Below are 12,908 nucleotides of genomic sequence, written 5' to 3'. Positions count from 1 at the left end.
CTCTATCGTCGCTTATATTTGAGAGCGCTGCATGGCAGGTGGCGACGTTTACGCAAGCATCAATTAAGTCTTGGCTATCGCTTGGATTCATCGTGTACATCTCAACGCTGCTCGGCTTTGGACTTTGGGCACATCTGCTTAGTCAAAATACTGCTTCCAAGATTGTGCCATTTGCTCTATTAGTGCCGGTATTCGGTATGATAGCTTCAGTGCTGCTCTTAGGAGAAGTAGTGACGTGGTGGAAGATGTTGGCAATGCTATTGATCTTGTCAGGGCTGTTACTAGCAAATATGAAGGTTGGGTTTGGAATAAAAGCAACTCATAATTAGCAGTAAACAATCTAAGGGGCTGAGCTTGTTATCTAGGACAGCCCCTTAGATTAATATCGATAGCGGAGAATGAGTCAACGCTAGAGTAGACCAAATGTTAATTTAAACTATAACTTATTAGGTGATGTATACCCCAATATTATGGTGTTCGAAATATCGATAATACCTATATGCCCAATAGATTAATTTTATATTGATGGGTCGAAGAAGCCTTACAATGCTATTACCTACATAGCATGTAAGCTTGAGATATGAAGTTTAGTTTTCTTAGGTGATGTTGTTAATATTGGGGTTTGAACGATAGGCCTCATTATATATAACTGGCTATAATGTTAATTAATAAAGAGATGATAACCAAATTGAACACAAAGGCGATAACGCTATGCAAAGTAGCAAGCTTTCTACCCGATTTTGAGGTAAAAGCAATATCGGCGGTCTGACCTGAAGTACCAATAGCAACTGCGCAATAAAAAAAGTCTTCAAATTTAGCACTGAATGCCCTTGTATGATTTTCACTGTAGCCCTCACCTGCCATCATAGCTTCAGGAAACATAAAAGGCGACGCTACTCCTCTACGTTGTTCAGAGAAATATAGATAAGCGTATTGCATAGCAAAGGTGACTTGTATCATCAGCCACGTAATAAAAATAGTACTCACGGTAAGCACAATAGTTAAAATACGCGCTATACCCTGATAGTCTTTACCAATCTGAGTTTGCTTTACAATAGCCAGTAAACAAATCAAACTTGCGATACTAATGAGGCTTAAGATAATCAGCTTACCTTCATGGTCTTGGGTCAGATGACTATGAATGGTGTTAGCACGCATCATAACAATAATACTGACAATATAGATTAAAATGCCACTATCCCAACCGACAATAAAGCCAGTACTAAAAGAGATAGGCCATATTGCAGCTATTATTAGGCCAATAAGTGCGCCGCTTAGTAAGCTTCCAAGCAAGCGCCAATGACTGAAAAACGCGTTTGGTAATAGTGCCATAACTTTAATCAAATTCTATTAATGAAGGTTTAAATTATACAACTGTATTAACTGGTATTAATTTTTAACCAAACTACCTAGCCCACCAGAGATAAGTAAGGTGGTATCGGTTAAACCTTTAATAGGTTTCATGCCCGCTCTAAGCCCCGTTTCAATCCCTACATAACGCGGTTCCCACTCAGGATTGAATTTTTCTTTAAAGTGGCGCAGTCCTGTAAAGTTATAATAAGTCTTGCCGTATTTGGTAACGGTATTGGTTACATAGCGCCATTTAGGTCCGATAGCTTCAGCTTCTGTTGGAACCTCCATGTATTTACCATCTATAATATGCTGACTCATAGTTTTTAATGCTTCGTTGTTTGATTCATTATCTTTTAAAGTACTATCTTCTAAAGAATGACTTTCAACGATAGGCTTAGGCTGAACCTCAAACCCAGTAAAGGGTGCCATTCCTAAACTAAAAGAATGAAAGCCCGCCTCTTTGCCCCACATAAACAAGCTAATAAATAAATAGTCCATCATACTTTTGATAGCTTTACCTTCGCTATTTTGCACCTCTTTATAACGCATCAAATCAATGGACAACTCATTCAGATGACCGCTTTGCCAAAGATTGGCGAAAGCCACGATGTCCCCTTGATATTTCACCACTGCACAATCAAAATGCTTCAAATAGTTTTCATCAAAATACCCTAGTGAAAATCCTTTTTCTGCTGATTTTTTATCGCCTAACCAAATATCAGAAACTGCTTTCAAATCTCCAAGTAATGTTGGGATTTGCGCCTGTGGCACGACTTCAAAGCTCAGCCCGTCTTTCATACCACGACTGATCACTTGACGGAATTTAGAGTTTTTGCTTCCTTGTAAGTTAAAGGCATCTAAGTTAACAATAGCTTCTTCACCGATTTTTAGCAGTTGTATGCCATTGTTGTTGAATAAATGCCGATATCTATTGCTGACTTCATAAAAGACACAAGTCCCACCAAAACTTTGGCATAATTCAATGAATGTCTCAATCAAAGTACCAAACTCACTGTCATCACCAATGGGGTCAGACATAACAATCCAGCTTCTACCATGAGTTTGATACATGATAAAGCTATTACCCGAGTCACTAAATAGCAGTTGCTTATCACCCAGCAAGCTTAAGTTTGCAATTGAGTAGGCAGATTTACGAGCAACTTGCTCAGCTTGGGCAAGCTCAATTGGAGTGGGGAGGCTTGGAGATGGTTTTTTAAATCGAATGAGGCTGAACAATACATAGGCGATGGTTAAGATGGCAAGCATGGCGTATGAGCGCAAAAAGCGTGCTCCTCCATCACCTGATACTGTCCACCATAGATCAGGGCTATAGTCTTCATGACGATGGACATACATACCAACCCAAAACAGACTGATTAAAAATACCGACAATAAAACTAGAGTTTGTGAGTTTAAACGTAAGCTCATCAAATGAGACTGACGATTAAAGTAACGTCGATTAAAATAGGCCACGCCGAACAATAAGGCACAAATAACCGCCACTTCGACTTCTAAGTGCTTGACCATTAAAGTCACTATTGATGCACCCAATAACCACATTGATATATGCCATGCGCCATTGAGACGTTGATACAATCCACGTGCTAATACCAGTAAAGCAAATCCCATAAGCGTGTTGAGAAGATAGGACGTCTCGATAATGGGTATCGGTATAAACTCACCCAGTAATAGCTCTCGATTAGCCACGGGTGGCAAAATACTAACTATCAACATGACTATACCCAAACCCGCTGTTGCCAAAGCAAGAAGCTGAGGAATCCATATACTAGGGAGAATTCTGCGTTTTTTATTTGCATCCAGACCTGAGCGAATATAGGCTTCATGTAAGACAAACGATAATATCCCCAACATAAAGGGAATAAGGTAATAAAGAATACGAAATAAGAGCAGCACGGATAATAACGTGGTTTTATCCACCTTAGGTAATGAAGCCACCATCGTTAGCTCAAACACGCCCAGTCCGCCAGGCACATGACTGATAATACCTACCGTAATAGCTTGAACGTAAGCTGAGAAGACCTCTAGATAACTCACTGTGCTGGCAGGTATTAGCATATGAATGATATAAGCTACTAATGCGATATCAATAACGGCAAGCACGATAAGTCTAAACAATACCGTAGCTGGTGGCAGATGCAATTGCCAGTTTTTTATAGCAAACGCTCGTCCTGACTTGCCAGCAAATATCAGACTAGCAGCAATCGATAGCAGAATAATAACCCCGATCGCTTTGAACACTAATGGCGGTATATTTGCGAGCCAAGCTATATTGGTAAGCAACTGTGAGAGCATATGTGGATTTATGAGTAGTGATAGTCCGATCACCGTCATCATGCCATAACTAAATGCTAAAGAGACCAACAAGATAATATTGGCAATCTTCGCACTTTCAACACCGTACTTGCCATAATAGCGAAAGCGTACCGCGCCTGCCGATAGCATCGACACCCCTAAAGTGTGGCCAATTGAAAAAGCAGTGAGCGAGGTATTTAATATCTTAGGGTAAGGTATTTTAGTATTTAGATAACGCACCGCTATTAGATCATAAACGCTCAGTAGCGCGTAAGCGGCTATGACCACTGAAACTGCTTTCAACATCGTTAATGGCGGCGTTGCCAAAATGACAGATTTCATCTGCGCTATATCTAAGGTATGCGCCATATGAAACAACGACTTGGATGCCAAGGCAAACATCACGATAGCAACAACGGCTAATAACCAATGCCAATTAAACTTTATGTTTTTTATATTCATCGCTACTGACTTATATGAGGCGCTTTAGGCATAACACACAACGCGGCTATTTTAGTTGGCTGGCAAGTTCAGGTTGCTAACAGTCAATCTATAAAGTTATTCTTGATTTATAAAATCTTAACTCTCTATTAACTTATAACACAAATTTGAATGAAAAATCTTACCGCTCATTAGTGATTATGCACTTGATAATTTTTCTTATAGGTCTCATAGCCTACCAAGCCCGCAATCATTAATAAAAACACAATGCTGATACTAGTCACTCCCCATTCAAGACCTCCATTCTTAACTGGTTGTGATAGCCAATCACCAAGTGCTGCCCCTAACGGACGAGTCAAAATATAAGCAAGCCAAAAGCACAAAACGCTGTTTAACTTAAGCACATAAAACCCCACTGCGATAAGCGCAAGACCACTAGCAAATATAAAGGTGGAGTTTTGATAGCCAATGTTAAGTCCTTCTGCAAACCAGTCGCCTGCGGCAGTACCAAGAGCGAAAGTCGCTAAGATGGCAACCCAATAGAATAGTTCACGGGCAAAGGTATCAATATGATGGATAGATAAGGTTTTTTCACGGGCGTACCAGATAGCGAACACGACTGCAAGCAAGACACTAAACCCTATCGTTGAGTATGCTAGTGGTATGCCTAAATTATCCGTCATATTGTCAGTAATCAGCGTGCCAAGAATGCTCACAAACACTACCGTCAGCCAGTACTTCCACGGGATATAGTCTTTGGTCTTTAACTGTATTACCAAAACAATCAAAAACAGCGCTGTCATAATCAGAGAAGTGATCGGCAATCCTAGCTTAAAGTTAAAAATCATAAAGTCAGCGGCGGTTTCACCGACGGTAGTTGACATCATTTTTATCAGCCAAAACACCAAAGTGATTTGTGGCACTTTATTGAGCATGTTGGCATACTTTGATGATTTGGATAGGCGATTTTCTGATACGAGTATTTGAGGAGAGGTAGACATGAATACTTTCCTTTTTTAGGTTAGTTGGGAGATAGCACTGTATTTGCTACATCCTTAACCTATAGTAACTACCCAGCTATTAAGAAAGTGTTAAGACCTCATCAGCTATCTCTTAATTTGAATATATTTTCTCTAATCAAACGCTTAATCCTCGCTAAGTTTCTCCTATGTCTTATTTTGTATGATGAACTCCTACCAGCATCACATCTGACGAAGTATTTATTGTGAAGTCAGCCCTACATTTAAGATATGGAGTAAATATTATGAAAAAGTTATCAATGCTAAGCAAATCAGCAATCGTTGTCGTGAGCGCCCTAGTTATCGGCACTGGTATCGGTACCATCGCTATCGCCTCAGGACAAATACCCGCTATTTCAGGGGCTGAGACCAGTGACGCGGTCGCGATTGCCAAAAGTAAAATCAGTCTAGAGCAAGCCATCGCTATGGCGCAGAAAACAGTTAAAGGGGACTTAATTAGCGCTGAATTTGACCAAAACGGCTATATGATAGGTGGTGAGTTTGAAGTTAAATTTATTGACGGTGACATGGAGCATGAAGTAAAAATTGATGCCAGTAGCGGTAAAATCTTAAAGAGCAAACAAGAAAAACTTGATGCGGAAGATTTAGCAGAATATAACGCCATGAAACAGGCTAAAATCAGTCTAACCCAAGCCATGCAAAAAGCAACGCAAAGCGACAATGGCAAAATTAATGGCAAAATTATTGAGGCAGAGTTTGATTTTGATAACGGCATACCCGCTTATGAGATTGAAATGGCTAAAGGGGTGGAAATACACAAACTGGTAATCGACAGCATAAATGGTCAGGTTATCAGCAGTCAGTTAGACTATGATGATTGATACACCGAAGATTTGATTGAATATAGCTTAACAATGGCTCTACTCTGTACACCAGTATCGATTAGAGCTTTTTGGTTTAAAGACGCTATATAAAGTGACACTATAGATAAATACCTTAAAAAAACTTTAGTCCTAATAGCCATACAATAAGGATATCTCATGCGAGTATTAGTAGTCGAAGATGACTTGATGATTGGCGAAAGTCTGAATGAAGCATTGCAAGATGAAGCTTATACGGTCGATTGGGTTAAAGATGGTCGTCAAGCCATACTGACATTAAGGGTGCAACCTTATGACATCATCTTGTTAGATTTGGGCTTGCCAGAGGTTGATGGCATGGGCGTATTAACGGCTATTCGCGACGCTAAGATTGAAACACCAGTGTTGATACTCACCGCGCGTGATCAATTAAAAGACAGAATTGCAGGATTAGATTCAGGGGCTGATGATTACGTCGTCAAGCCTTTTGAATTAGGAGAAGTCTTTGCACGAATGCGTGTACTGATTCGCCGCGCCCAAGGCAAGGCTGACAATCAAGTTGCCGTTGGCAATCTAACTCTAGATACCGCGCACAAACGCGTCATGATGGATGGAAACCCTATCGATTTGACCGCAAAAGAGTATATGCTGCTCACAACCTTTATACTATCCCCTGAAAAGGTCATGTCTAAAAACGCGCTTGAAGATTCGTTATATGGCTGGGGTGATGAAGTTGAAAGCAACGCCATTGAGTTCTTGATTCATAGCTTACGTAAAAAAATCGGACAAGATAGAATCAAAAATGTTCGCGGCTTGGGTTGGTATATCAGTAATGCCTAACTTTAAACACACAACACTAAAAACAATTTGTCATCCATAAAAGTTAATTGCTATGATTAAACTCCATAAGCTTTTTCACTCGCTACAGTTCCAACTTATCCTTTGGTCTGTTCTATCTTTATTGCTACTCGCCATAGGCGCTGGTGGTTATGGGTTTTGGTATAGCTATAACGAGCTTAACGACTTTCAAGATGACAGTTTAAAAAGCATGTCAGCGTTACTTGAGCAAACGCTTGATGTCAAAGCAGCTGACTCTACTACGTTGCTTGAATCCAACATTCATTTTGATACCGATGATGACGATGGCAGTATCACCGTTGATGTCATTAATACGGCAATATCATCACCACTAATATCATCACCGCTCGTCTATAACTCTTCTCTCGATAATAATGGCGATAACAGTAAGCACGATAATGATGATACCAATCACCATAATGATGAGAACTTTAACGATCTGACATTAGAGGACCTGCATGCTATAGCAGAGGGTTTAAGTACTCAAACCATAGATGACAAAGTATGGCGCGTTTATCGTAGTAATGATGCAGATAGAGTGGTTATAGTACGCCAACGTACTGAGTTTCAAGATGATCTCGCCAGATCTAGTGCATTGCAGTCTTTTTTGCCCTTAATCATCGGCATGGCATTTTTGATACTATTACTGCCCTTTATCATGTGGCGAATGATGAAGCCTGTACGCCAATTACAAAAGGAGATTGAACAGCGTCGTGAAAATGACTTAGACCCTCTGCCAGTGAGTAATCTGCCTTCCGAGCTGTTGCCACTGGCTGAATCGTTGAATCGATTATTGGCACTGGTCAAGGTCAGTATAGAGCGTCAGCAACGCTTTATCGCAGATGCTGCGCACGAACTACGCTCGCCATTGACGGCAATATCGCTACAGCTACAACGATTGCAGCGAATAGCCACTGATAGTGTGATGTCTGAAGGTTTAGATAAACTGGCTATACGATTAAAGCGCAATCAAAGTTTGGTTGAGCAGTTATTAACGCTCGCTAGAGCTGGCAATATTAATACGGCACTTGGGGCTGAAGAAGAAGCAACCAACGTTAAATTTATAATCGAACAAGTAATCGGTTTACTCATCCCTATTGCTGATAATAAAAATATAGAGCTTACGGTTGATCTACAATCTAACCGTAAAATAAATATGGATGAAACGTCATTATTAGTTCTAGTCAAAAACCTGATTCAAAACGCTATTGTTTACACGCCAGCTAATGGTCAAGTCATCGTTAAGCTGTTCCAGCTTGAGCAAAACTCAGGCAGCATACAAAAATCGGTTTTAGATGCTCAGTATAATTTTGGCTCACAAGTGATTCACTCTGGGAAGCTGAACGACTCATCTAAAACATTGAATAGCAGATTAATATTGCAAATAATAGATTCAGGCGCAGGCATTCATCCTAGCGATTATAAAACTGTTTTTGACCCTTTTGTACGGCTCAATCAGGTGAATAATAAAACTGACCAGCTTAGTAATAGTATGGATAATAATACAAGCCATTCAAGATCAGATAGCACCAACAATACTTCACAAGAGATACAGGGAACAGGCCTAGGACTCTCTATCGTCAAGTCAATCTGTGAGCAAGCAGGTATCGATGTGTTTATGAATGATTCTACTGCGACCATTCCAAGTCAAAACAACAATAAAGGACTATGCATCACCTTAGTTTTCTAAGTCAATTGGAAAAATTTTGATAGATGTAGATATATCTTGACGCTTTCTTAACACCTCTATTGAATGGCTATATTGGGCCACGATTATTGCGACAACGACTTTGGGTACGACGATAGCAGACTATGTAACAAGATCTTTGGGCATTGGCTATGCGGGCGGCTCAGCATTACTGATAGCGCTACTTGGCCTATGTTTAATAACTTGGCAAAAAACGATGGGCAGTATTGCTGTCGATAGCATTAGCAAACCCAAAGCAGAGGTGTTTTATTGGACGACTATTATGTTCTCACAAACCCTTGGTACCGCGCTTGGTGACTGGGTAGCAGATACCAAAGGCATGGGTTATACCACGAGCGCTATCATATTTGGATCTTTATTAGTACTCATCGCTCTAGCTCATTTTTATACTAAAATATCGAAAACACTATTATTTTGGAGCGCTTTCGTTTTAACTCGGCCTTTAGGATCGGTATTAGGTGACTTCTTAGACAAGCCTATCGATCATGGTGGTCTTGCACTAAGCCGCTTTGGCGCTTCAGCTGCGTTGTTAGTTTTTATCATTATTTGTCTATTAGTGTTTAAGCAGCGGGCTAGTGCTAAAGCACATTGATTATTATGCTCCTAGCAAAACTTATTTTATTGATCAAATAATAATTTCTTAGATGCTAATAGTCTTGTTAACCAAGGTCTATGATTATTAGTATGATGGATGAATATCGATGATGATTGGATATTGATAGTAGTAAAAAAGGTTGCTAACACTATATATTACATAGCGTTAGCAACCTTTTTTTTGACAATTCACTTAGATGACCTTGTTAATACTGGGGTTTGATAAAACGATAACTGTGAATACCAAAACCTTCCATCATACCCAAGCTACGTGGCGGCGCGCGATCACTCATCAGACAAAAGGTGTTGACATCTAGTTAAAAACATACGCTTTAACAAATACTTAGGTATAGCTAAAAAATTCTGCCCTTCTCTCCAAAAAATCAAGCTTAGCTAGGGATCAATCACTATAGGTCAAATATTCATTTGAATTAGCTAAAAGTTTACACAAATTACTTACGCTTACACTATTAAGAACTATTAAACAATTAACCATCCATTTCTTATTAAATCTTCAGCTATGATATTCAATCAACAAATACATCGGCGATAAACGTCAATGGTAAAGACTAGATACTGACGCTTTTAGTTCTTACCATTGTTTCTAATGGCATAGCATAGTTTGAGGCGTACATAGGGATAGGTTATGGCGTTCGATAAGGGAGTTTTTACTAAAATAGATTTGGAATATGTAACAGGTGAGGAGACTACAAAAAGCTCCTCTGTAAATAATCATGTAGAAAAAGACCTCTTACAAGCCCATACAGCGGCTTTAAGTTTTCAATTGATGACACGTGCAGAGCCTCCAGAACTGGTCATTGCCACCATACAATCCCTCCTTGCGGTAAAAAAATACTGCGATGAGATCATTATTATCGATAATAATAATACTGACACCTCCATGTATAAACCATTGGCAGCGTTTTGCGCCAGCTTAGATCCTGAGCTAAAGGTATATTTTTACCACATTGATGCGGTAGAAGGGTTTAAGGCGGGCGCTTTGAATTTAGCATTAGGACTCATGAGCCCAGATTGTACGCATATTGTCGTCGTTGATAGTGATTATCAGGCATTACCACACGCTAGAGTATCAATTGCTGATGCTATCGAACAATATCCTGAGCACACTCTACTTCAGTTCCCACAGTTTTACCGTAACGCTGGACAAATAGATATCCATAGCGAATTAAACCACTATTTCAATCATCACTTATATCGTCCTTTTAATCGCAAGCGGGCTTTATCAACAGGAACTTATGCGGTGATACGCCGCTCAGATCTTTTAAGCTTGGGTGGCTGGTCAGGTGCATCGATTACTGAAGATGCGCAGATGGGTGTTCTTATGCATCAACAAGGTTTGCGTAGTCAATTCATACCTAAAGTTATTGCCACCGGTTTACTACCCAATACATTGAATGATTTAATGTGCCAACGTCGACGCTGGATCTATGGGAATATGCAAGTAATAAACACTTACTTCTCGATAGATAAATCCTCAATGCACCGACAATATCTAGAGAAAAGTCAAACGTTGACTTCTGTTACCCCTCTTAATCGATATGTTATCAATAGCATAAAAGTAAAAGGTATTGGCGAACGTCTACTCTATGTGCGTGCACACCTTTCTCAGCTCAGCGCTTGGATAAATTTCACTGGTTTGTTTATTTTTCTACAAATCTGTACGCTACTCATTATCTTCAGTGCGCTCTTTGCTCCTACGCTTTTTAATATTAACGCCGACTCAACTCTGCTCACGCCTTTATATCTGGTGTACGCAGGTTATACAGTCTTCTTAGTAAGGCGTTTATGGGCATATTTACAGGATCAGGTGCCGCTTAATAAACAAGTGAATGAAAACTATCAACCAACCATGAAAATGCGCTTGAGAGCATGGTTAATGCATTTGAATTTTTGGGAGCTTGGGGCGCTATCGTGGTTGCCCGTTATGTGGGGTCGTGAAAAGCCATTTATATGCACCCCAAAGCAAGAGTATATTCGTACTCAGCGCTCATTACGGCTGGCAAATATAGTAGCATTGCCCAAATTGCTGTTGGCGCTTAATATCATTACAGCGCTTGTAGTAGCGCCGTTCTCCCCTCTTTATTCTCCAATATTATTTATCTGTGCTTTAACGGTTTGTCTATTAAAAATCGGTGCGGCAAAAGTGGCATTTGATAACTTTGCTGCTACAGAGCCAAAACTTAACAGCATTAGGATCAAGTCTAAACCTGCGGTCACGCACGCTCGAAAACAAACCAAACCCCTAGCACCGCCTAAGATTGAAACGGTATTTGAAAATAAAAAATTTATTAACTCTTAGTCTTAAACAAGGTCCATTTTTGAAGACCGGCGTTATACCAGTATCTTTAATCATTTGCCTGTATAAAACCTGTCGTGCTTACCAATTTAAAATAATCGCTATTTTTACTTTGAGGTTTATATGTCTTTCGCTCATTCTGTTGGTTTTGTAAGCTCTATTGAGGCTGATAATAAACGCCCTATCGCAATAACCAATAAGCCATTACGCATAGCGATTATTGCCCACTGTTTATATCCTATTGCCCAGCCGTATGCAGGTGGACTTGAGATGATTACGCAACTCATCTGTGATGAACTCGTTGCTCAAGGTCATGAAGTACTGCTTTATGCCCATAAAGACAGTCGAACGCAAGCAACCTTAGTTCCAATGCTAACCCGAACTGAGTTTGATGCAACTGCCTATGAGAATGAACATGACACGCTAGGCATGAGCCGCGAGGAGATGTACCAGTACTTGGTCTATCAACGTGTACTGCGTGACATTATTGAACGTGATGCTCGCGGTGAAATTGATATCGTGCACAACCACAGTCTCCATCATATCCCGATGATGACAGGTCAAGCGTTTGGTACTCGATTTTTTACTACTTTTCATACCCCTATTTTCCCGCAGTTGCGTCTGGCACTTCTGACGTTACGTCACGGAACAAGCACCCAGTTTACTGCCATCAGCACACACCAACAGCGCCTTTTTTCTGAATTCGTTCCTTCACATGTCGTCTATAACGGCATCGATGTTGAGTCCTTTATCGCTAATACTGAGCCTACGGATAGTCTAATTAATGAGTATGGCGAGCTTTATTTTTGGTACGGGCGTATCTGTCCCGAAAAAGGCACGCATCTGGCCATGCAGTACTGTATGGAAGCGGGGAAAAAACTCATTATTGCCGGACCTAAAAGTAATGAAGCGTACTTTAATGAACAAGTAGCGCCTTTATTGTCTCAAGACCGTAAAAATGGCGCGCAAAAACTGTTTGATTATATTGGTCATGTGACTAAGGAAGAGGTAAATCACTACCTCGTTCAAGCAACTGCCATGCTATTCACCAGTACGTGGGATGAACCTTATGGATTGACACTGGCCGAAAGCTTGGCGTGTGGTACACCAGTGATTGGTTTTGATGTGGGTGCAAGCGCTGAAATAGTCACGCCTAGTACAGGTATTATCGTTGCTAAGGAAGATAAAGAAGCCTTTATAAAGGCTTTTTCCGAGATTAAACACATATCGCGTCAGGCTTGCCGTGAACGCGCTTTACAGTTTTGCTCAGTATCAGCGATGGTAGAAGGATATCTTGCACTATATAAAGCGGCAGTAAGAGAAAGACAGCCGAAAAAGGGCTTTGCCAATTCACGAAATGAGCAGCTGGCACAGAGTTTATTTATCCATAATAATAAGTTAAATTCGTCAACGGGTTCAAATCTTAAATTAAACCATACTTCAAACGATCGCTCCATCACTATGAGCCTTGAGGAGCATTGAGT

At 40.3% G+C, this 12,908-nt stretch carries 9 protein-coding genes and 1 pseudogene; 7 read left to right on the top strand and 3 right to left on the bottom strand.

All coding sequences use genetic code 11. The features are described from left to right. A partial coding sequence (locus CAN34_RS11580) for an EamA family transporter (RefSeq protein ID WP_165767646.1) occupies positions 1-329 on the top strand: 329 nt, incomplete at its 5' end. A gap of 310 nt (positions 330-639) precedes the next feature. On the opposite strand, the gene CAN34_RS11575 is transcribed toward CAN34_RS11580, so the two are convergent. The 3 genes from CAN34_RS11575 to CAN34_RS11565 all read right to left on the bottom strand — a co-directional run bounded on the left by CAN34_RS11575 (position 640) and on the right by CAN34_RS11565 (position 5,108). Continuing rightward, positions 640-1,332, bottom strand: coding sequence for a DUF1345 domain-containing protein (locus CAN34_RS11575; RefSeq protein WP_079691787.1), 693 nt, complete (start codon positions 1,330-1,332; stop codon positions 640-642). A 57-nt stretch (positions 1,333-1,389) separates the two neighbouring features. Beyond that, on the bottom strand, positions 1,390-4,128 hold the full coding sequence (gene mprF, locus CAN34_RS11570) for a bifunctional lysylphosphatidylglycerol flippase/synthetase MprF (protein ID WP_089555780.1): 2,739 nt from the start codon (positions 4,126-4,128) through the stop codon (positions 1,390-1,392). Between the two features lie 170 nt (positions 4,129-4,298). Next, positions 4,299-5,108, bottom strand: coding sequence for a hypothetical protein (locus CAN34_RS11565; RefSeq protein ID WP_254423183.1), 810 nt, complete (start codon positions 5,106-5,108; stop codon positions 4,299-4,301). A 263-nt stretch (positions 5,109-5,371) separates the two neighbouring features. On the opposite strand from CAN34_RS11565, the gene CAN34_RS11560 reads away from it, so the two are divergent. The 6 genes and pseudogenes from CAN34_RS11560 to CAN34_RS11535 all read left to right on the top strand — a co-directional run bounded on the left by CAN34_RS11560 (position 5,372) and on the right by CAN34_RS11535 (position 12,906). After that, a complete protein-coding gene (locus CAN34_RS11560; protein ID WP_089555779.1) occupies positions 5,372-5,968 on the top strand; it encodes a PepSY domain-containing protein in 597 nt (198 codons plus the stop codon). A 159-nt stretch (positions 5,969-6,127) separates the two neighbouring features. Beyond that, positions 6,128-6,787, top strand: coding sequence for a response regulator (locus tag CAN34_RS11555; RefSeq protein WP_089555778.1), 660 nt, complete (start codon positions 6,128-6,130; stop codon positions 6,785-6,787). 52 nt (positions 6,788-6,839) lie between these two features. Further along, on the top strand, positions 6,840-8,495 hold the full coding sequence (locus tag CAN34_RS11550; protein ID WP_089555777.1) for an ATP-binding protein: 1,656 nt from the start codon (positions 6,840-6,842) through the stop codon (positions 8,493-8,495). 64 nt (positions 8,496-8,559) lie between these two features. After that, positions 8,560-9,105, top strand: a pseudogene (locus tag CAN34_RS11545) (hypothetical protein); the annotation flags it as partial. 648 nt (positions 9,106-9,753) lie between these two features. Continuing rightward, a complete protein-coding gene (locus CAN34_RS11540; protein ID WP_089555776.1) occupies positions 9,754-11,427 on the top strand; it encodes a glycosyltransferase family 2 protein in 1,674 nt (557 codons plus the stop codon). 120 nt (positions 11,428-11,547) lie between these two features. Continuing rightward, entirely contained in the window at positions 11,548-12,906 is a 1,359-nt protein-coding gene (locus CAN34_RS11535) for a glycosyltransferase (protein WP_089555775.1), read from the top strand. The last annotated feature ends 2 nt before the right edge of the window (positions 12,907-12,908 follow it).

Origin of the sequence: Psychrobacter sp. DAB_AL32B (assembly GCF_002224105.1) — a bacterium.
In the GTDB taxonomy this organism is placed as follows: Bacteria; Pseudomonadota; Gammaproteobacteria; order Pseudomonadales; family Moraxellaceae; genus Psychrobacter.
Note: the sequence above shows the minus strand (reverse complement) of the source record. Positions and strands in the feature narration are given on the sequence as shown.